24 protein-coding genes, 4 tRNA genes and 2 pseudogenes are annotated in these 18,826 nt (G+C 68.6%); 15 read left to right on the top strand and 15 right to left on the bottom strand.

Features of this window, described 5'->3' with window-relative positions; all coding sequences use genetic code 11:
* The 4 genes from ABD743_RS00325 to ABD743_RS00310 all read left to right on the top strand — a co-directional run bounded on the left by ABD743_RS00325 (position 1) and on the right by ABD743_RS00310 (position 3,780).
* On the top strand, positions 1-1,167 hold the full coding sequence (locus ABD743_RS00325; RefSeq protein WP_344717534.1) for an RNA-guided endonuclease InsQ/TnpB family protein: 1,167 nt from the start codon (positions 1-3) through the stop codon (positions 1,165-1,167).
* Between the two features lie 161 nt (positions 1,168-1,328).
* Positions 1,329-2,252: a HipA family kinase gene (locus tag ABD743_RS00320; protein WP_344717533.1), complete on the top strand. Its 924-nt coding sequence runs from the start codon at positions 1,329-1,331 to the stop codon at positions 2,250-2,252.
* Positions 2,249-2,656 carry a DUF3037 domain-containing protein gene (locus ABD743_RS00315; RefSeq protein WP_344717531.1) on the top strand — a complete coding sequence of 136 codons (408 nt, stop codon included), beginning with the start codon at positions 2,249-2,251 and terminating at the stop codon, positions 2,654-2,656. The genes ABD743_RS00320 and ABD743_RS00315 overlap by 4 nt, the downstream gene beginning before the upstream one ends.
* A gap of 68 nt (positions 2,657-2,724) precedes the next feature.
* A complete protein-coding gene (locus ABD743_RS00310; RefSeq protein WP_344717529.1) occupies positions 2,725-3,780 on the top strand; it encodes a phosphotransferase family protein in 1,056 nt (351 codons plus the stop codon).
* A 16-nt stretch (positions 3,781-3,796) separates the two neighbouring features.
* On the opposite strand, the gene ABD743_RS00305 is transcribed toward ABD743_RS00310, so the two are convergent.
* On the bottom strand, positions 3,797-4,174 hold the full coding sequence (locus ABD743_RS00305; RefSeq protein WP_344717527.1) for a cupin domain-containing protein: 378 nt from the start codon (positions 4,172-4,174) through the stop codon (positions 3,797-3,799).
* A gap of 60 nt (positions 4,175-4,234) precedes the next feature.
* Between ABD743_RS00305 and ABD743_RS00300 the strand changes: the two genes are divergently transcribed.
* Complete coding sequence (locus ABD743_RS00300) at positions 4,235-4,705, top strand: MarR family winged helix-turn-helix transcriptional regulator (RefSeq protein ID WP_344717525.1); 471 nt, start codon at positions 4,235-4,237, stop codon at positions 4,703-4,705.
* 1 nt (position 4,706) lies between these two features.
* Here ABD743_RS00300 and ABD743_RS00295 read toward each other — a convergent pair whose 3' ends face one another.
* Positions 4,707-5,933, bottom strand: coding sequence for a cytochrome P450 (locus ABD743_RS00295; protein ID WP_344717523.1), 1,227 nt, complete (start codon positions 5,931-5,933; stop codon positions 4,707-4,709).
* A 211-nt stretch (positions 5,934-6,144) separates the two neighbouring features.
* On the opposite strand from ABD743_RS00295, the gene ABD743_RS00290 reads away from it, so the two are divergent.
* Positions 6,145-6,996 (top strand): metallophosphoesterase family protein, encoded by an 852-nt coding sequence (locus ABD743_RS00290; protein WP_344717521.1) that lies wholly within the window; start codon positions 6,145-6,147, stop codon positions 6,994-6,996.
* A gap of 40 nt (positions 6,997-7,036) precedes the next feature.
* On the opposite strand, the gene ABD743_RS00285 is transcribed toward ABD743_RS00290, so the two are convergent.
* Positions 7,037-7,291: a type B 50S ribosomal protein L31 gene (locus ABD743_RS00285; protein ID WP_344717519.1), complete on the bottom strand. Its 255-nt coding sequence runs from the start codon at positions 7,289-7,291 to the stop codon at positions 7,037-7,039.
* 81 nt (positions 7,292-7,372) lie between these two features.
* Between ABD743_RS00285 and ABD743_RS00280 the strand changes: the two genes are divergently transcribed.
* From ABD743_RS00280 to ABD743_RS00265, 4 genes and pseudogenes are all read left to right on the top strand, one after another.
* Complete coding sequence (locus tag ABD743_RS00280; protein ID WP_344717517.1) at positions 7,373-7,762, top strand: hypothetical protein; 390 nt, start codon at positions 7,373-7,375, stop codon at positions 7,760-7,762.
* 110 nt (positions 7,763-7,872) lie between these two features.
* Positions 7,873-7,935 (top strand): annotated as a pseudogene (locus ABD743_RS00275) (hypothetical protein); the annotation flags it as partial.
* A gap of 68 nt (positions 7,936-8,003) precedes the next feature.
* Entirely contained in the window at positions 8,004-8,696 is a 693-nt protein-coding gene (locus ABD743_RS00270; RefSeq protein WP_344717514.1) for an aldo/keto reductase, read from the top strand.
* Positions 8,697-8,758: 62 nt separating this feature from the next.
* A complete protein-coding gene (locus ABD743_RS00265; RefSeq protein WP_344717512.1) occupies positions 8,759-9,226 on the top strand; it encodes a molybdopterin-binding domain-containing protein in 468 nt (155 codons plus the stop codon).
* A gap of 81 nt (positions 9,227-9,307) precedes the next feature.
* On the opposite strand, the gene ABD743_RS00260 is transcribed toward ABD743_RS00265, so the two are convergent.
* Complete coding sequence (locus ABD743_RS00260) at positions 9,308-9,862, bottom strand: TetR/AcrR family transcriptional regulator (RefSeq protein ID WP_344717510.1); 555 nt, start codon at positions 9,860-9,862, stop codon at positions 9,308-9,310.
* Positions 9,863-9,941: 79 nt separating this feature from the next.
* Between ABD743_RS00260 and ABD743_RS00255 the strand changes: the two genes are divergently transcribed.
* Positions 9,942-10,796, top strand: a complete 855-nt coding sequence (locus ABD743_RS00255; protein ID WP_344717508.1) for an alpha/beta fold hydrolase — start codon at positions 9,942-9,944, stop codon at positions 10,794-10,796.
* Between the two features lie 360 nt (positions 10,797-11,156).
* Here ABD743_RS00255 and ABD743_RS00250 read toward each other — a convergent pair.
* The 4 genes from ABD743_RS00250 to ABD743_RS00235 form a co-directional block, all read right to left on the bottom strand.
* A tRNA-Val gene (locus tag ABD743_RS00250) sits at positions 11,157-11,231 on the bottom strand.
* A 1-nt stretch (position 11,232) separates the two neighbouring features.
* Positions 11,233-11,304: transfer RNA gene (locus tag ABD743_RS00245), tRNA-Cys, on the bottom strand.
* A gap of 64 nt (positions 11,305-11,368) precedes the next feature.
* Positions 11,369-11,441: transfer RNA gene (locus tag ABD743_RS00240), tRNA-Gly, on the bottom strand.
* A 104-nt stretch (positions 11,442-11,545) separates the two neighbouring features.
* Positions 11,546-11,974: an SsgA family sporulation/cell division regulator gene (locus ABD743_RS00235; RefSeq protein ID WP_241042071.1), complete on the bottom strand. Its 429-nt coding sequence runs from the start codon at positions 11,972-11,974 to the stop codon at positions 11,546-11,548.
* Between the two features lie 309 nt (positions 11,975-12,283).
* On the opposite strand from ABD743_RS00235, the gene ABD743_RS00230 reads away from it, so the two are divergent.
* The gene (locus tag ABD743_RS00230; protein WP_344717506.1) at positions 12,284-12,709 is read left to right on the top strand and encodes a TIGR02611 family protein; all 426 of its coding nucleotides are present in this window, start codon (positions 12,284-12,286) and stop codon (positions 12,707-12,709) included.
* 20 nt (positions 12,710-12,729) lie between these two features.
* A tRNA-Val gene (locus ABD743_RS00225) sits at positions 12,730-12,801 on the top strand.
* Between the two features lie 76 nt (positions 12,802-12,877).
* On the opposite strand, the gene ABD743_RS00220 is transcribed toward ABD743_RS00225, so the two are convergent.
* From ABD743_RS00220 to ABD743_RS00195, 7 genes and pseudogenes are all read right to left on the bottom strand, one after another.
* A complete protein-coding gene (locus tag ABD743_RS00220; RefSeq protein WP_344718747.1) occupies positions 12,878-13,867 on the bottom strand; it encodes a tyrosine-type recombinase/integrase in 990 nt (329 codons plus the stop codon).
* A gap of 124 nt (positions 13,868-13,991) precedes the next feature.
* Positions 13,992-14,111: pseudogene (locus ABD743_RS44695) on the bottom strand (hypothetical protein); the annotation flags it as partial.
* Positions 14,111-14,245: a helix-turn-helix domain-containing protein gene (locus ABD743_RS00215; RefSeq protein WP_344718745.1), complete on the bottom strand. Its 135-nt coding sequence runs from the start codon at positions 14,243-14,245 to the stop codon at positions 14,111-14,113. The pseudogene ABD743_RS44695 and the gene ABD743_RS00215, both read right to left, overlap by 1 nt.
* A gap of 358 nt (positions 14,246-14,603) precedes the next feature.
* Positions 14,604-15,269, bottom strand: coding sequence for a hypothetical protein (locus tag ABD743_RS00210; protein WP_344717504.1), 666 nt, complete (start codon positions 15,267-15,269; stop codon positions 14,604-14,606).
* Between the two features lie 59 nt (positions 15,270-15,328).
* Positions 15,329-15,628 (bottom strand): hypothetical protein, encoded by a 300-nt coding sequence (locus ABD743_RS00205; RefSeq protein WP_344717502.1) that lies wholly within the window; start codon positions 15,626-15,628, stop codon positions 15,329-15,331.
* A 5-nt stretch (positions 15,629-15,633) separates the two neighbouring features.
* Complete coding sequence (locus ABD743_RS00200; protein ID WP_344717499.1) at positions 15,634-16,041, bottom strand: nucleotide pyrophosphohydrolase; 408 nt, start codon at positions 16,039-16,041, stop codon at positions 15,634-15,636.
* A 285-nt stretch (positions 16,042-16,326) separates the two neighbouring features.
* On the bottom strand, positions 16,327-16,632 hold the full coding sequence (locus ABD743_RS00195) for a nucleoside triphosphate pyrophosphohydrolase (protein WP_344717498.1): 306 nt from the start codon (positions 16,630-16,632) through the stop codon (positions 16,327-16,329).
* A gap of 279 nt (positions 16,633-16,911) precedes the next feature.
* Here ABD743_RS00195 and ABD743_RS00190 point away from each other — a divergent pair, with 279 nt between their 5' ends.
* Both ABD743_RS00190 and ABD743_RS00185 read left to right on the top strand, forming a co-directional pair.
* Positions 16,912-17,277: a hypothetical protein gene (locus ABD743_RS00190; RefSeq protein ID WP_344717496.1), complete on the top strand. Its 366-nt coding sequence runs from the start codon at positions 16,912-16,914 to the stop codon at positions 17,275-17,277.
* 713 nt (positions 17,278-17,990) lie between these two features.
* The gene (locus tag ABD743_RS00185) at positions 17,991-18,767 is read left to right on the top strand and encodes a TIGR02391 family protein (RefSeq protein ID WP_344717494.1); all 777 of its coding nucleotides are present in this window, start codon (positions 17,991-17,993) and stop codon (positions 18,765-18,767) included.
* Positions 18,768-18,826: the final 59 nt, after the last annotated feature.

Genomic DNA, 18,826 nt, shown 5'->3' with positions numbered 1-18,826 from the left:
GTGACGGAGCGGGTGGTGAAGCGGGCGTTCAAGTACCGCTTCTACCCCTCCGACCGGCAGGAACAGGAGTTGTCGCGGACCTTTGGATGCGTCCGGCTGGTCTACAACCGGGCCCTCGAAGCCCGCACTGCAGCCTGGTTCGGGGAGCAGCGGCGCGTCTCCTATGTGCAGACGTCGGCCCTGCTCACCGGTTGGAAGCAGGATCCGGAGCTGGCGTTCCTTGGCGAGGTTTCGTCGGTCCCGCTTCAACAGAGCCTCCGGCACCTGCAGGCTGCGTTCACCAACTTCTGGGACAAGCGGGCCAAGTACCCGCGGTTCAAGTCCCGCAAGCGTGGAGGCCAGTCCGCCGAGTACACCAAGTCTGCGTTCCGGTGGCGCGACGGGCGCCTCACTCTGGCGAAGATGTCCGAGCCACTCGACATTCGTTGGTCCCGGCCCCTGCCTGAGGGCGCCGAACCGAGCACGGTCACGGTGTCCCGGGACGTGGCCGGCCGCTGGCATGTGTCGCTGCTGGTCGAAGCCACCGTGTCCGACGCAGCCCCGACCGCGGGTGTGGTGGGGATCGACGCGGGGATCACGTCGCTGGTCGCGTTGTCCACGGGCGAGAAGGTCACCAATCCGCGCCATGAGCGTCGGGACCGGAAGCGGCTCGCGCTGGCTCAGCGCAGGCTGGCGCGGAAGTCGAAGGGCTCCAACAACCGGGCGAAGGCCCGGGTCAAGGTCGCGCGTGTCCACGCCCGCATCGCCGACCGGCGCCGGGATCACCTGCACAAGCTCACCACTCGTCTCGTTCGTGAGAACCAAACGATCGTGATCGAGGACCTCGCAGTTCGGAACATGGTCGGCAACCATTCCCTCGCGCGCGCTATCTCTGATGCTGCTTGGTCGCAGATGCGGAGCATGCTCGGCTACAAGTGCGAGTGGTACGGCCGTGACCTCGTCGTCATCGACCGCTGGTATCCCTCGTCCAAGGTGTGCTCCGCGTGCGGTGCGCTCCGGGACAAGATGCCGCTGAACGTGCGGGAGTGGACGTGCCGTTGCGGCGCGCACCACGACCGCGACGTGAACGCGGCGCTGAACATACGAGCGGCCGGGCTGGCCGTGCTCGCCTGCGGAGACGGCGTAAGACCTGCACGCGCGCAAGCGCTTGCGGGCAGCGGTCGCTGAAACAGGAACTCTCCCAGGCGACTGGGAGAATCCCCGTCCTCCAGGGCGGGGAGCAGTCAAACGCCCGCCTCTCATCGTCGTCGTCGTGGTGCGATGACGGTAAGCGAGGTCGTCAAGTCCGTGTGACGGGGCCGGAAATGCCTGCGCGCCGCGGTGCGAGGATGGGCCCGTTGCGCGACCGGCCCGGAGCGGGCGCGACGCCCGGTCACTGTCCCGTCGAGCAGGGGGTGTGGATGCTGCGCCATGTCACGGCGATCCGCTACGTCACGCCGCTGCGTGAGGGCGGATCGCTGCCGGGGCTCATGGAGGCCGACGATCTCGGCACGTACGTCGTCAAGTTCTACGGCGCGGGACAGGGCAGCAAGGTCCTCGTCGCGGAGATCGTGTCCGGGGAGCTGGCACGCGGGCTGGGCCTGCCTGTTCCGGAGCTCGTGACGGTGGAGCTCGACCCGGCCCTGGGCGCCTCCGAGCCCGATCAGGAGGTGCAGGAGCTGCTGCGGGCGAGCCCGGGGCTCAACCTCGGCATCGACTTCCTGCCCGGCGCGCTCGACCTCGACCCCCGAGCGTTCCCCGTCGGTCCCGAACTCGCGGGCAGGGTGCTGTGGTTCGACGCGCTCGTCGGCAACGTCGACCGCTCGTGGCGCAACGCCAACATGCTGTTCTGGCACGGTGCGCCGTACCTGATCGACCACGGCGCCACGCTCACGTTCCAGCACGCCTGGTCCGCCGCGCAGGGCTGGGTGCACAGGCCGTTCGACGCCGCCGACCACGTGCTGCTCGGCTGCGCTCCCGACCTCGACGCAGCCGACGCCGCGCTCGCCCCGCGGATCACACCCGAACTGCTACAAGGCGCGGTCGACGCCGTGCCCGACCGATGGCTCGCCGACGAGCCGGGTTTCGCCGGCCCCGACGACGTCCGCGCGGCGATCGTGGCGCAGGTGCTCGCCCGCCGTGACGCACGCGAGGCATGGCTGCCGGGGGTGAAGGCGGCGGCCGCCGCCCGCGCGGACGGGCGCACCGAACCGCCACCCACGCGGGGACCGAAGCCCCCGTTCCGCGTCGCGCAGAGAGAGCACCGCGCATGAGCCGGCACGCCTTCGAGTACGCCCTGCTCCGGGTGGTCCCGAGGATCGAGCGCGGCGAGGCGATCAACGCCGGCGTACTGCTGTACTGCCGCCCCCTGGACTACCTCGGGGCGCGAGTGCACCTCGACAGCGGGCGCCTCTGCGCACTCGACCCCGCCGCCGACAGTGCGGTGATCGCCCGCGCCCTCGACGCCGTCGTGGCGGTGTGCGACGACGGAGGCGCGGAGGCCGCCCGCTACGCCGGGCCCGCGGGGGAGGAGGACCGCGGCCGCCGGTTCCGCCGCCTGACCGCTCCGCGCAGCACGATCGTGCAGGCAGGCCCTGTGCACACCGGGATCACCGCCGATCCGGAAGCCGAGCTGGACCGCCTCCTGCAAACCCTGGTCCTCCCTCTCCCCACCTGACCCTGCCGCCCGGCCCCCGGCGGGGGTCGGCTTGCGAGGGGTGGGGGGTGAGGGGATTGGATGGCGACATGAGCCGATCACCGGAGATCGATGCGGTGCCCGCCGGTCCGCTGACCGAGTGGCTCCGCGCCGAGGTGCCCCAGATGAAGGTGGGGGACGAGCCCGTCGACATCGAGCGGATCTCCGGGGGGCACTCCAACCTCACCTACCGCATCACCGACGCCACCGGTCGCCGCTGGGCGCTGCGCCGCCCGCCCACCGGCATGGTGCTCGCGACCGCTCACGACATGAACCGCGAATGGCGCTTCATCACGGCGGTGGCGCCCACCCCGGTGCCGGTGGCACCACCGGTCGCCTTCTGCGCCGACACCGACGTCATCGGTGCCGAGTTCTATCTGATGGAGTTCGTCGACGGCGACGTGCTCGGCGACGAGGCCTCCGGACACCGGCTCGAACCGGGGGCGCCCCGACGCACGGCGGGCCTCGACGCCGTCGACGTCATGGCCGCGCTGCACGCCGTGGACCCCGACGACGTCGGCCTGGGTGATCTGCGCCGCTCCGGCAGCTATCTGGAGCGGCAGCTCCGCCGGTGGCACCGGCAGGTGCACGAGTCGTCGGTACCGGATCTGTCCACCGTGGACGCCGTGCACGCCCGGCTCGTCGAGCAGGCCACGGCGCTCCCGGAGGCCGACGTGCGGATCGCGCACGGTGACTTCCGGCTGGGCAACCTCGCGGTCGGTCCGGACGGGCGGGTGCGCGCGGTGTTCGACTGGGAGCTCGCGACGCTCGGTGATCCGCTGGCCGACCTCGGCTGGCTGATCGCGTCCTGGGGCCGTCCCGGCGACGAGGTGCCACCCACGATCGCCGGGCCGAGCCTCGTGGAGGGCTACGCCGACCGCGCGGAGCTGGTGGACCGCTACGCCGAGCGCTCCGGCCGCGACGTCTCCCACCTGGACTTCTACGTGGCCTTCGCGCGCTGGCGATGGGCCTGCATCGGGGCTGGCGTGTACAGCCGTTATGCCGGGGGCGTCATGGGCGCCACCGACGAGGCCGAGGTCGGGGTGGCCCGGCTGGCGGCCATCCAGCGCCAGGCCGAGGCGGCGCTGGCCGCCCTCGGCGGCTGACGACTATCACCGCGGCTCAGGCGATCCATGCGGGCAGCACCGGCTCGCCGCCGCCGGGTACCGACGCGCGGGTACCGGCCGGAGCGGCCACGACCGCGGCGAACCCGGCTGTTGCGTCGGCGACCACCCGGCGTTGCGCCCCGACCGGCATCACCACGGTGTCGCCGGGCCGGATGCTGAGCGCCTCGCCGTCCAGCTCGACGGTGGCGCCGCCGTCCACCGCGGTCCACACCTGCTCGGTGTCGAACGAGTGCTGCGGGCCTGCCGCGCCTGCCGCCATCTCGACGCGCCAGACGGCGAGCGTGCTTCCGCCCTGCGTGGGCGAGGCGTGCGTGGTCATCACGGCGTTCGGGGTGGTGGTGCGGCGGCTGTCGGCGTGCCGGATGACAGGCATGAGGTCGAACTCCTAAGGTAGACAACGTGGTTGTCGAAATAGTGAACCTGGTTGTCGAACGTGTCAAGTGATCCACCCGGCTTCGAGCTGCCGCTGCGCCTGCTGCTCGGGTTCCGCGTGCTGATCGACCGGCTGCATGCCGAGCTCGCCCACCAGGGCCATCCCGACGTCCGGCCGGTGCACGGCTTCGTCCTGCAGGCGGTGGGCCGGGACGGCACCACCGCCGTCGAGCTCGGTCGTCGCCTGGGCGTGACGAAACAGGCCGCCGCCAAGCACGTCGACGCGCTGGAACGGCTCGGCTACCTGCGGCGCGCCACCGACCCGGACGACGCACGCCGCAAGTTGCTGCAGCTCACCGACCGTGGGGTCGACAGCCTCGCGCGCTCCGCCCGGATCTTCGACGAGCTGCGCGCCGAGTGGGCGCAGACGCTCGGCTCGGAGCGGCTGACCGCACTCGAGGCCGACCTGCGCACGATGACCGGAACCACCCCGTTCCGACTCGACGCACCGGGATGGTTCGGCGGCGGGTAGGTCAGGCGTCGACGGTGGCGGCGGTCAGCCGCACGGGCATCGCATCGAAACCGCGCAACACGCGAGTGGGGCGGCGGCGCGGCGGACCGTCGAGTGCGAGGTCGGGGAAGCGGTCGAACAGCGCGCGCAGGCCCACCTCGCCCTCCATCTTCGCGAGCGCAGCGCCGAGGCAGTAGTGGATGCCGCTGGAGAAGGCGAGATGCGCGTCCGCGTTCTCCCGGGTGACGTCGAAGCGGTGGGGATCGGTGAAGACCGCTGGGTCGCGGTTGGCGCCGCCGACCATCATCACGATGATCCGACCGGCCTGAACCTGCTCGCCGGCGATCTCGACGTCGGCCCCGGCGATCCGGGCGGTGCGCTGCACGGGGGAGTCGTAGCGCAGGATCTCCTCGACGGCATCGGCCCAGCGCTCGGGTTCGGCCCGGAGCAGGTCGAGCTGGTCGGGATGGGCGGTGAGCGCCGCCGCGCCGTTGCCGATGAGGTTGACCGTGGTCTCGAACCCCGCGGCGAGCAGCAGCCCCGCGATGCTGGTGAGCTCCGTCTCGGTGAGCCTCCCCTCCTCGCTGTGGGCGTGCACGAGCGCGGAGAAGATGTTGTCGCCGGGGTGGCGGCGGATGTGCTCGAAGTGGCCCAGCATCCAGTTCTGCAGGGCGTCGAGGTGGCGCTCGGAGAGCCGGAAGTCGCGGTAGGAGAGCCCCGCGTCGAGCGACGAAGCGCCGCCCGCGCCCCACTCCAGGAACTGCCGACGCATCTCGACGGGCGCGCCGAGCATCTCGGCGATCACGGTGGCCGGGAGCAGGCTCGCATAATCGTCGACGAGGTCGGCGGTGCGTCCCTTCGCTGCCATCTGGTCGAGCAGTTCGGCCGCCACCTCCTCCGTGCGGCTGCGCAGGGCGGCCACCGCACGGGCGCTGAACGCCCTGGTGACGAGCTTGCGGTAGCGGGTGTGGTCGGGCGGGTCGACCGCGAGCATCGACGGCGGTTCCACCGGCCCGACCGGTCCGGAGCCTGCCATGCGCTCTGCGATCCGCAACGCGACAGGGGCGCGGCCGCTCGGGCCGCCGACCACTCCGAAGTCGGGGCTGCGCAGCACGGCCGTGGCGAGATCATGGTGCGCGGTGTTGAGGACGATGCCGTTGTCGACCAGCCGCCCCTGCTCGCGCAGGACGTCGTAGAACGGGAACGGGTCGGCGACCACCTCGGCGTCGAACATGAGCCGCGCGCTCACGTCGCCCTCGCGCATCCTCCGCTCGAGCGTGCGCCGGATCAGCGCGTGTCGAAGCCCCCATCGAACCGTCTGACGTGCGCCCGCGATCACGGACATTTTCGACCCCCCGTCGCTTTCGTCCGACGTTACCGCGCGGGCCGACAGAGCTGTGCCGGTGTGATCAGCGAGGGGCGGCGCGCGGAGGTGCCTCGCGTCCGGTACGACTGAGTCTGTGACGATCCCCCGGCTGCTCGCCGTCAGCGACCTGCACGTCCACTACCCGGACAACCGCGACATCGTCGAGAGCTTGCAGCCGACCTCCGACGGAGACTGGCTCATCGTCGCGGGTGACGTCGCCGAGCAGGTCGGAGACGTCGAGTGGGCCCTGGGCCTGCTCCGGGAGCGGTTCGCCACGGTGATCTGGGTGCCGGGCAACCACGAGCTGTGGACCAAGAGCAAGGACCCGGTGCGGCTGCGCGGCGATGACCGCTATCGGTTGCTCGTCGAGAGGTGCCGCGCCCTCGATGTGCTCACGCCTGAGGACCCGTTCCCGATCTGGGACGGGGCGGGCGGTCCCGCCACCGTCGCTCCGCTGTTCACGCTCTACGACTACTCGTTCCTCCCGGAGGGCACTACGACCTCGGAGGAGGGGCTGGAGGCCGCGTACGCGGCGGGTGTGGTCTGCACCGACGAGCATCTGCTGCACGCCGACCCGTTTCCGAGCCGGGCCGCGTGGTCCGCCGCGCGGATCGACGAGTCGGAGCGCCGGCTCGCGGAGTGCGACCCGGACATCCCGACGGTGCTCGTCAACCACTGGCCACTCACCCGGCTCCCGACCCGCGTGCTGCGCTACCCGGAGTTCGCACTCTGGTGCGGCTCGGAACGCACGGCCGACTGGCACGTCCGATACCGCGCGACCACCGTCGTCTACGGGCACTTGCACATCCCGCGGGTCACCTGGGAGGACGGGGTGCGCTTCGTTGAGGCGTCGCTCGGCTACCCGCGCGAGTGGAAGGCCCGCGACGAACGCAACGGCACTGCGGTCGCCGACCTGCTCCCGCGCCAGGTCCTGCCGACGCCCTGACGGGTTCGTGCCCGGCTGTCGGGCGCGAACCCCATAGACGTCATCGCCGTCCGCGCTCGCCGTAGCGGCGGCGGAACTTCTCGACCGCGCCCGCCGAGTCGAGCACGCGCGCCGCGCCCGTCCAGAACGGGTGCGAGTAGGCCGTGATGTCCATGCGGACCAGCGGATACGTATTGCCGTCCGTCCACTCGATCGTCTCCCCGGACGTCTCGGTGGAGCGGGTGAGGAAGGCCTCACCCGTGGCCCTGTCCTGGTAGACGACGGGTCCGTAGGCGGGGTGGATGTCGGGGCGCATCGTGATCTCCCTCGGTCGTCGCTGATTGCTACAGTCACCGTAACGACAACGATTGTCATTTTGTTTCCGAGGGGGTGCGGGATGCGGAGCGCGTCCGGGGCGGGGTTCACCGTGGTGCTGTGCACGGCGCCGGCGTGTGGGGCCGGTGACGAGGGCACGGTCGCGGGCAAGCTGATCGACGCGCTGCGCGGCGTGGTGCGGGCGAGCCGGTACGGCGTGCTCGTCACCACCGGATGCCTGTTCGGTGAGACTGCGTGTGGGGTGCGGCCGAGGGCGCCGGTGGTGCTCGTGCAGGCCTGCGATCCGGATCGGCGGCCGACCGGCCTTGCCCTCCGCATCGGCCCGCTCCGGACAGGCGCCGACGTCGACGCGCTGGTCACCTGGTTGCGGACCGGCCACCTGGATCCGGCGGGGCTCCCGGCCCGGCTGCTCGCCCTGCACCGGAGGGCGGTCGCCGCGCCGCTCAACTGAGGGTCGGAGGACTGCATGTCCTTTTTGTCGGGCAGAACGGGCACGATGGCGTCGTGCGAACAACGGTGCTGGCTCCTGGGCTGACGGTCCCGGTTCAGGGGCTCGGCTGCATGCGGATGGTGCCCTCCCGCGAGCGCGATGCCCCGGCCGTCCTCAACCGGGCGCTGGACCTCGGCGTGACATTCCTCGACACCGCCGACCTCTACAGCGACGGGCGCAACGAGGAGCTCGTCGACGGGTTGTGCGGTCCAGACGGGACGAGGTCGTCCTGGGCACCAAGTTCGGCGCCCTCCGCCGCCCCGACGGCGAGATGTACTTCCGTGGCGACCCCGACCACGTGCGCGCGGCCTGCGAGGCGAGCCTGCGCCGGCTCGGCGTCGACGTCATCGACCTCTACTACCTGCACCACCGCGATCCCGCCGTCCCGATCGAGGACACCGTCGGGGCGATGGCGGAGCTGGTCGCGGCAGGCAAGGTCCGCCACCTCGGGCTCTGCGAGGTCACGGGTCACGAGCTGCGCGCTGCCCAGACGATCCATCCGATCGCCGCGCTCCAGTCCGAGTGGTCGTTGTGGAGCCGTCGCGTCGAAGCGGTGGTGGCGGTGTGCGTCGAGCTCGGTGTCGGTGTCGTGCCCTACTGCCCGCAGGGTGCGGGCCTGCTCACCGGATCCGCCGACGCCGGGCCGCCTCCCGCCGACGCCGTACCCCTTCTCGATCTGCTCCGGCAGGTGGCGCAACGCCACGGGGCGAAGCCCGGACAGATCGCTCTGGCCTGGGTGCAGCAACGAGCGGAGGTCTGGGGGATTCCGGTGGTGCCGATTCCCGGCACCGTCCGGCTCGCGCATCTGGAGGAGAACGTCGCCGCCGCCGACCTCACCCTCAGCGCCGACGAGCTCGCCGAGCTCGAGGCCCGCACGCCGGCGCCCGTGCCGTGAACACCCGATCGGTGCGAGCCCCTGATCGGCGCCGCGCTCCACGACCGCGTGTCCGCGCGCCCATGGTGCTTGCGTTGCTCGCCGCCGCGGCGTGCTCGGCGAGTCCGCCCGCCGCACGTCCCGAGCCTGCTCCGCCGCCGTCGCCCGCTGCTCCCATGGTCACCGACGGCTGCCCGGCGGTGCCGACGACGGGAACCGACATGGCGATGGTCGACTACGTGGACTTCATCGTCATCGGCACCACCACGTACCTGAGCAGTCGCGACGTGGTCGAGCGCTCCGACCTCGGGGAGGTGGTCATGAGGTCGCGCTGCTCCTTCCGTGAACTGAACGACCGCACGGGCCGGATGACGCCGCCGGCGCAGAACGGCGACACCGGCTTCCTTCCTCCCGGCACTCCCGTGTACGCCGTGCGCGGCTGGCCGATCGCCTGCCGTGTGGCGGCCGAGAACGACGGCCGGTTGCAGTTCTATCTCGCGCAGCAGAGCGGCGGCGACCGATCCCGGCCGGTGGACTGCGCCGTCGGCTGACCTGTGCGTCTCGGGTCTACCTGGCAAAGCACTGCGCACCGGCGAACGCGAAGCGGCCGGGGACACGGGCCAAGGGGTTGTTCAGATCCCGAGGAACCGCTTCAGCACGCGACGTGATGCCGGCAGCCGATGGCCGGCATCGAATTCCAGTACCGAGATCTCCCGGGTCATCGCTCCCAGCAACTGCGCCGCCTCTTCGGCGTCGTCCCAGCCCATGGCCTCCAGGTCGGCCACGCCCGCTGCCGCGAGGCGCTCGCGCCGCGCCTCCATCGAGCCCTGCACAGCCGGGTCCGAGCGGGCATCGAGCGACAGTGCCTTCACGCCCCTGTTCGCGAGCGAGAGGTCGAGGTATGCCTCGGAACCGCGGAAGAGTCGCTCGGCGCCGGGCGGCAGTCCCGCGATCGCCTCGCCGACAGCGGCCTCGACCCGGGCGTGGAAGCGTGCGTGCATGGCATCGACAAACGCCGCGCGGTCCTTGAAGTGGACGTAGAAGGTCCCCTTGGCGACCCCTGCGCGGGCGACCACCATGTTCACGCTGACACCGGCTAGGCCGTGCTCCTCCGCCAGTGCCGCGCCGGCGTCGAGCAGCGCCTCGCGTGTCTGCAGCGCGCTGGACGCCCTGGTTCCCCCTGTCATCGCCCGGAGCATATGCCTGCAGATACCGGGGAACAGAACTCGCTGACCGACCGGTCGGTCACCGAGCTAGGCTGAGCCCATGCCCACACTGTCGACATCCGCAGGCACGGTCGCGTACGACTCTCACGGCACCGGCGACCCAATCGTCCTGCTGCCCAGCGGTGGCCATGACCTCCGCGATTACGACGAGATCCGCAAGCTGCTCCCCGACGGGTTCCGCAGCATCGGCGTCGACTGGCCGGGTCACGGTCGGTCCCCGGCCGGTACGGCGCCGTCCACCGAACTGCGGCTGGCCCAGATCGTCGAGGAACTTCTGGAATCGCTCACACCCGACGGCGCCGTCTTGGTCGGCAACTCGGTCGGCGGCAACGTCGCCGCCCGGCTAGCGATCAGACGACCGGACCTGGTCAGGGGCCTGATGATCATCGACGGCGGCGGCTTCGAGGGCTCCACGCTCGCTGGCCGCGTGTTCTGCGCGCTGATGAGCCGGCCCTGGTTCGTCCGCCTGATCTATCCCCTGTTCTCCCAGGCATACATGCGCCCGCGCACCACGGCCGACCACCGGGCGCGGGCCAGCGCCATCGCGATCACGCGCACCACGCCGGGGGTGACGGCGGTTACCGAGATCTGGCACAGCTTCAGCCTCCCCGAGCACGACCTCCGGGCCGAGGCCGGGAGGATCACCGCCCCGGCCGTGCTGGTCTGGGGGCGACATGACCCCGTCCTTCCGTTCCGCGCCGCCGAGACGGCCAGGGACCTGATCCCCGGATCGAGGCTCGTGGTCATCGAAAGCGGCCACCTCCCGTACACGACCAACCCGGCCGCTGTCGCCGCCGAGCTCACAGACCTCGCGACCGTCGCGTTTGGCAGCGAAATATGGACAAACGACGCTCGGTGCCGCCCGTCCGCTACGAAGGAGCAGCAGCAACCATGAAGGCCGCAGTGATCGACACGCTCGGCACCACACCGCGCGTGATCGACTAGGCCGACCCATCGCCGGCCACCGGCAACCTCGTGCTCGTCAAGGTCGAGGCGGCGGCACTGAACGCGGTCGACTTGCACATCGCCTCGGGTATCACTGGATCTCCACACCCCGCGGACCGATGATCCGTCGCGAGTCCTGCGCGAGCTCGATGACGAGGACCCCGACGATGGCGCCGCGATTGTTTCTAGTTCCCCGGTGACGCGGGTGGTGCCTTTCTGGTGCCTTTTCGGGCCCACGGCGCTGGGGTCGAGCGACCTCGGACATGATGAAGGCCCCCCGACCGTGCTGGTCGGGGGGCCTTCATGGGATTGGTGGGCGATACTGGGATTGAACCAGTGACCTCTTCCGTGTCAAGGAAGCGCTCTCCCACTGAGCTAATCGCCCGAGGCGGAGGCGGGAATCGAACCCGCGTACAGGGCTTTGCAGGCCCTTGCCTAAGCCACTCGGCCACTCCGCCGAAATCCGCGGAGCTTCCGTGGAGTTCGATCCGTGGAGGTCTGACGGGACCCGAGGTTCCTCCGAGCGGACGACGGGATTCGAACCCGCGACCCTCACCTTGGCAAGGTGATGCGCTACCAGCTGCGCTACGTCCGCATGTGCAGCGTGTCCGCTGCGTTGATGGGAGAACCTTAGCGCAGCCGCTAGAGGGGCTTCAAACCACCCCCCACGTTCTGCGCCGAGGACCTCCGACCTGCGGTTTAGTCGCGCGCAGGGTCGTTCAGCAGGTCCGACAACGCCACGTCGAAGTCGAGCCACGAGTACTCGGTGTCGGCCGGCACGGCGACGTAGGTGCGGTGGAGGAAGTCGCCGAGCGTCTGCGCACACGTGGTGAAGACCGCGTGCCCGGACGGCGATGACAGCTCCAGCTGCACCTTGTGGGGCTCGAGTGGCATGGGCTGCACCCTGACGTCACCGGTGCCCGCCGGGCCGATCAGGCCGTCGTGCAGCAGATCCCTGGCGAATACCCAGTCAACGGCCGTACCGTTGCCGGTCCGGAACGACGCCTGCACCGCGTAGGGGTCCCGGCTGCTGTACGTCAGATCGACGTTGACGGGCACCACAGGGGCGTCCGGGGCGATCAGTTCGAACACCGCCGGTGAGCAGATGACCGTGGGCTCGTCGCGCATCCTGCGTCCTCTTTCATGGTCCCGCGTGGTTCGTCATCAGGAAAAACGACGGCGCCGCGAAGATGTGACGGGTGGAGAACCCAAGTCACATGTGTAGATCGGCAAACCTCACCCGTTTGGGCCAACCGACAAACGCCTGACCTGCGCTTTTGGGACAGCCGTGCTCGGGGCGCCTGGAGTCGATCCACCCGGTTGCCGTCCTCCGCTTCGGCGGTGAGGCCGTCCGGACGCCCTGGTGAGCTGCGCACAGTAGGATCCTGGGCCTGGATCGGACGGCCTCACCGGTCGACGTCGGATTGCAGAGGGCGGGTGGAGAACCTGAGCAGCGCCGAGGAGGACGAGCCGCGCCCCGGCTTCCGGGCCCGGCTCGAGGAGAAGCCAACCCTGCGACGCACCTACCGCATCGGTGTGGCGATCCTCGGCGGCCTCGTGCTCATCGCGGGCATCGTCGCCATCCCGTACCCCGGGCCTGGCTGGCTCATCGTGTTCGGCGGCCTCGCGATCCTCGCCACCGAGTTCATGTGGGCGAAGCGGGTGCTGCACTACGCCCGCGGCAAGTACGACGCCTGGACGGACTGGCTCGGACGACAGTCCCTCATCGTCCGAATCGCTGTCCTCCTGGCCACGGGCCTGGTCGTGCTGGCCACCCTCTACCTGCTCAACGCCCTCTACCTGGTGGCGGGTTGGGTGGGGCTCGATCGGTGGACCTGGTTGCAGAGCCCGTTGTTCGGGTGATGTAGGGTCTTCGACGGCAGGGGCGATTAGCTCAGGGGGAGAGCGCTTCGTTCACACCGAAGAGGTCACTGGTTCGATCCCAGTATCGCCCACCGCCGAACGGCCTGGTCAGAGGCTCTTTTAGAGCTTTCGGCCAGGCCGTTCGCCGTTGTATTGGCGTGAAAGGCATCACGCGGGCACTAGCGCACCGGCAGTCCCGTCGTCCGGGTCCTCGTCGTCGAGCGCCTGCAGGATCCGCGTCGAGTCCGCTGTGCGGCGGGTGTAGAGGTCGAGGGTCGTCGACGAGCGCTCGTGTCCCATCACCCGTTGCACCATGTTGGGCGGCACTCCATCGTCGACGAGCCACGTGGCGTATGAGTGCCGGAGGTCGTGGAATCGCAGCCCGCCGTCGTGTTCGTGCACGACGTGTTTCACGGCCGCCGGCTCGGTGCCGAAGCGCTCTCGGTGCCGCTGTCCGGTGGCGTCGACCCAGCGGCTGAGGTAGGCGTCGCCGTCCTGGATCACCGAGCCGAGAAGGCCGGCGCGGACGAGCGATGGCCGCCAAACGCGCGAGCGGAACAGGGTGCGGCGCAGTGCTCCACCGACCTCGTTGGCAAAGATCAGGTCACCCTCGCCAAGCGGATACTGGTCGAGGTGACCCCGCAGGATCGTGACGAGCCAGCCCGGCAGGGGAACCGTGCGGCGTCCGGCGGTCGACTTGGGATAGGGCTTGAACGAGGTGTGTCCTGCGACCTCGATCACTGTTCGGATCACGCGGAGCGTCCGGCGGTCGAGATCGAGCGCATCGATGCAGAGCCCCGCCGCTTCGCCCCACCGCAGCCCGCACCCGCCGGCTACGCCGACGATGCCGCGGTGCCGCTCTGGAACGGCGGGCAGCAGCCGTTGTCGGAACGCGGTGCGGTCGATGACCTGCTCGTCGGTGTCGCGGCGCCGACGCTTCTGCACCTTGATGTCCTCGCAAGGGTTGAAGGCGATCAGCCGGTTGCGTACCGCGGACCGGAGCACGGCGCTGGTCAGGCGTCGGCGCTCGGCGACTGTGGCCGGGGATAGACGCCTGCTCAGCTCCGTGATCCACGTCTGTACTGAGAGGTGGTCGATCTTGGCCAGTTGCCACGTTCCCCAGTGGGGGGAGCACGTGCGTGCGCATGATCGACCCATCACGGGCGTGAGTCGTCTTCTCGTTGTTCCACGATTCCATCCATTGCTGGGCATGGTCGCCGAACAGCACCCGGCCCGCATGTGGGGACACATAGCCCCCGGTGCTGGCGGCCGCCGAGATCTGTGCGAGGAACACCGTCGCCTCGCGCTTGGTGCTGAAGGTCTTGGATGTCTGGCGCCCGCTCGGCTCACGCCAGTACGCGCGCCAGTTGCCCGCGGGGGTCTTGCGGATCCCGCCTGCCATCACGCAGCCGCCTGCCCGTCGAGCCAGGCGTGGAACCGTTTGCGCGGTATCAGCCAGCGCCGGCCGACGCGCTCGGCCGGGATCACCCCGTCGCGGACGTGTTGGTAGGCGATGCCGCGCGAGATGTTGAGCAGGTACGCAACCTCGTGCCGGGAGCTTCACTGTTGCGCCGCTGGTTGGTAAGCCCAGTTGGCATCCACCACTCGACGCCGAGCGCGTCGACCCAACTCGCGGGCCTCTACAGGCCGCGCTGTCTCGGTCAACGCCAGCAGTTCGGGGCCCAAAGCGAGCCGACGAAGTGATGGATGGGCGGAGACGGTCGCGCTACCAGCCGGGAGCCATGGTCCCGGAACGCTAGACCCTTCACCGCCGACGATTGGCTCGTGGTTTGTCCGGGGAGTCCATGCTGTAAGCCGGTTTGCCTGGACTCGCGTTGCTCGTCCCGCACGCTTCGGCCTGGAGCTCCCATCGCGACAATGGACGCCTGGCTACTCAGGTCACGGCGGACCAACGCTGCTGAAGGTAGAAGCGGATATCGTCGGGTGCCGCAAGCCGCGTGAACACGCCAGGCCCGGTGCGGTAGACGCAGTCGATCCCGTAGCGGTGCAGTAACTCGATGCTGCTGCTGGCGGGCTGCGATGGGAACAGCGCAGTAAGGAGATCGGCAGGTTTCGGGCTGTGCGGGGCGTAGTCCAGTAGTTGGCTAAGCGTCTGGCGCACGAACTGCCGGTCGGCGCCCCGCTTGGCTTCGACGATCTCGATGCCTTCCTGTCCTTCGATGTAGAGGTCGGCGATGCCTCCTTCGGGCGTCTTGAACCGCTTCCCAGCGTCGAGGTTGAGCGACTCGATGTACTCCTTGACGAGCAGCGCCTCGGCCCGGTGGACGAGGACCGTCCCGCCAGTCTTGTCGTAGGACGTGTGGGTCGCGTTTAACGCCTCGGCAGGGATGACCGTGCCGCCGGCGAGGGCGGATTCGACCATCTGCTCCTGCTCGTTCGCGAGCCGCCCGGCCACAAAGGTGTCGATCGCCAGGCCGGCGAGGATTTCCTCGCCCTTGCTTTCGTCGAGGAAACGCAGCCCCATGAACATGTCACCGGGGTTGAAGCTTGGCAGGGCCCAGATCTCCTCGTACGGGATGTGCACGGGCTGGAAGGTCAACAGACTGTAGACGTTGTGGAAGCTTCCGTTGGTGGGGTGTGGATTCCACAGCGCGTTGGCTAACGGGGCATTGCGGAAGCTGTGCCCAACCTCGCCGACACCCCTGACGATCTGCTGCCCGATGAAGGGATAACGTCGCCGGGCCGAAGCGTGCTCATCCGCTTGTCATGGTTGGGCGTTGCTCCCCAAAACCGTGCGACGCCTTCCGGGTGCATCGCCATCAGGGCGGTGAGCTGCTCATCGGTCAACGCCTCTTGCAACTCACCATCGCTGAAAGTGATCTTCGCCTTGAGCGTGCGGTCCCAATGCTTGCGCGCATCCGTACTACCGTATGACGGTTGAATGACCACCTGAGCCACGTCGGCTACCGCTCCCAATCACCCGTCGGGGGATCATCCCCGAGATGGCGGTCGTGCCCCGGCAGGCTCGTGTACTTGACGGCGTTGCCGCGCGACAGCTCGACCGGGTACCTCGACTCGTTTCGGCCGATCTTCGCATAGGCCTCGGTAAAAAGGTCAATCCGACACACGTCGGCGAACCGGACGAGGTAGATCAGCACGTCCGCGACTTCGTCGGCCAGCCGTTGGCGGAGGCTGTCGTCGAACCGGTGTGGTTGCGCATCAGCCTCCGACAGCCACTGAAGCTCCGCGGCGAGTTCACCGACCTCGCCAGCCAGTGCCATGGCGAGGTTCTTGGGGGAGTGGAACGTCTCCCACTCCCGCTCGGCCGCGAAAGCCCGCAGGCGATCAGCCAAGTCCTCGAAGTCGCGCATTGCGGCACCGTACCGAGCAGTTCGCCGCGAGTACGGAGCACTCGGTGAGGTGGTGGCCGTCGTGAGGCACCACGAGGTGCCTCGGGGAGAACCGCATGATCATCTGTAGCCCCTGACGGGGCTGATTGTTTCTTCGGCGACGCGTTCCGCCCGGCCACTGCCGTCGAGCGGGAGTCGCTGAAGCGAGGGCGAAGTGCTCGTCGACCGGTCCTTCCTGGCGCTCCGCAGCGGTGAGCCGTACGCCGAGTGCGTGCGGTCTCCGACCGACGCGAATCTCCGCTGCTGTTACCAAGAGTTGAGGTACCAGCGCTGATCGAACGCGCCCCGTTCGGCGCGCTTCTGCTTGGTCACGTCGTCAACTTCCCCCATGCTGACCCCGTTAATTCGCGCGATCGCACGAAGGACCTCCAGCACGTCGGCGAGTTCTTCGACGACCTGGCTGTTCGACGCGTTGGCTAGCTCGGTGGCTTCTTCGAGGAGCTTGGCGTGCAACTCACGCACGTACTCCTGCTCGTCGAGCCTGCGCAGGTCAGGCTCCCGGCCACCAGCGCGGATGATGCCGGGGATCTTGTCGCGGACGAGCTTGCCCATCTGTGTCCGTGCTCCTTGGTCAGACTGGCTGCGTAGAGTTCTATCCTGCCGACCCGACTCCTCGCGCTCGTAGCGATTGGTCGTGCTAATAGGCAGACTTCTGCACCCGCAAGTGTGAGCGCCGACGAGCCTCCGGTGAAGCCGTGTCATCGCTGTCTGGACCCGTAACGCGCTGTGCTCCAACTGGGCGGCCACTAGCCCGCCGAATCTACGAGAGTCTGGTCGTCGTCGCTGCCACCCTGTCGTCCGCATCGGCCTGCGTCGCCATAGACTCGGTCGATGTACACCTACGCGGAACTGCTGGGCAAGATTGAGGTCGTCGTAGCTCTTCTTAATGCATGGCGGCCAATAGGGGACAATATTGTCAGTATCGATGCTAATACCGCCGATGAGGAATCGGATAGCGCCTGGGCTATATATGAAATCGACGCAACAACGTGGCTCGATATCAGTAGGGACGATGACAACTACGCAACACTCTGCCTCTTCTTGTACGATAAGGGGTGGCAAATTGACATGCATATGGGTGACGACTATGTGACACTTCCGCCGCAACCTCCTCTCCTGGTTAACGCACCTCCTGCGTCGGTGGCTAGTTATGTGGAGCTTGCCCTCATCTATGCTGAGCCGGCCCTGCGCCATTAAATGCAAGCTGCTCCCGCGTTGGGAAAGTCAGAGGTGGGTTCCTGCTTAGCTGCATTTCGGACGCTGGTTCGGCTCGATGATCATGATGCGAAAAGAATCCGACAGAATGTTCTTGGCGCCCCAGGCGTGCCCAGTGATCTTCTTAGGGTCCCTTTCGCATCATGAACGTAGCCGTAGGGATACGTCCCCAATCCCCACGCGAGAGATAGCGCGCATCGTCACCAGTTCCAGATTCGGTCGGACTTGCGGATCGAGAGTAGCGGCTCGCAGGGCACGAAGATCAACTCGGGCTCTCATGAATGACCGGGGGCTGATAGGTAGCCCCTCGCTGGGCGGGCAGATCAACAGGATGGTGCCCGCGCCGTCCTGCCGACCTCCGGAGGGCCATCACGGCGCGGGCCGCCTGGCAAGGATGGCATCGATCGTCGCAGCTGGCAGGGGAGTCGTCGATGATCTCCTGTCGTGGCTGGGGCTTCCGATGCACGCAGCCCGTGGGCGGCTGAGCGACTCACTGACTGGCTACCGACCCGTTCGTCGTCGCCGAGCAACCGCAACGCCCGTTGAGCACCGCCGGGGGTGCGCGAACGATTGCGGTCCCGACCTGCCGGAGGGCTATCACGCGCTCGCTAGCGGACAGAACTCGTGAACGGTCGCGCGCTGACACGGCGGTAGGCAGCCGACTGGCCGAGGTTCGGCCTCCGTAGGTTGTCGGCGTGGATCAGGCGTGGGCCGTTGAGCAACTGGAGCTTTTCATTGCAAAGATCGACAAATACAGGGAGCTCCATGAGCAGATCCGTGTCACCGGCGGTGGCAACGAACGCGTCTACGCCCAGCTGTCGAGCCAGGTGGACGAGGTCGATGGGGAGATCCGACGGCTGGAACCCGCCGTCGAGGTCATGATGGATGCGGTCGATCCTGAGCTCCGGAATTACGGCCGAGGCGATCCTGAAGACCAGTGGACGTCGGCATCTCTCTGGTGGGACCAAGCTAGGTGGGCTGCGCAGCGAGCACTCGGGCTCCACACCGTTGCAACTGAGGCCAAGCGGCGGATGCGTCCAGACAGCCCTGAATTGCTTGCAGACCAGCTCCACCCATGGGTTTGGGAGGCCGCTAGGCCCATGTGGGAAGCGGGGAGTCCGCAGGTCGCCGTCTTGCACGCGGCTCAGTCGGTCAACTCCCGGATCCAGCAGAAGCTCGGTCGGCTCGACGCGAGCGAGGCTGGACTTTGTCAGGAGGCGTTCAGCGCCGAAGATGCAAAGCCTGGTAGGCCAAGGCTCCGCTTCCCGGGCGACAGGAATACCGACACGTGGAAGGCATTACAGAACGGGGCGGGCCGCTTCGGCGCCGGCTGCTTCATCGCTATCCGCAACCCCGTCGCCCATCAGCACGACTACCCGTTGACGCAGCAAGAGGCTCTCGAGCAACTGGCAGCCCTGAGCGTGTTCGCTCGATGGGTCGACGTCTGCAGCGTTGAGGTGGCTGGGACATAGATCACGTGCCCTTAAAGCGGGCTGGTTCCCTCGTCGCGTACCGGGACCACTCACGGTTA

The sequence above is a fragment of the Pseudonocardia yunnanensis genome (assembly GCF_039534065.1).
GTDB lineage: Bacteria > Actinomycetota > Actinomycetes > Mycobacteriales > Pseudonocardiaceae > Pseudonocardia > Pseudonocardia yunnanensis.
Note: the sequence above shows the minus strand (reverse complement) of the source record. Positions and strands in the feature narration are given on the sequence as shown.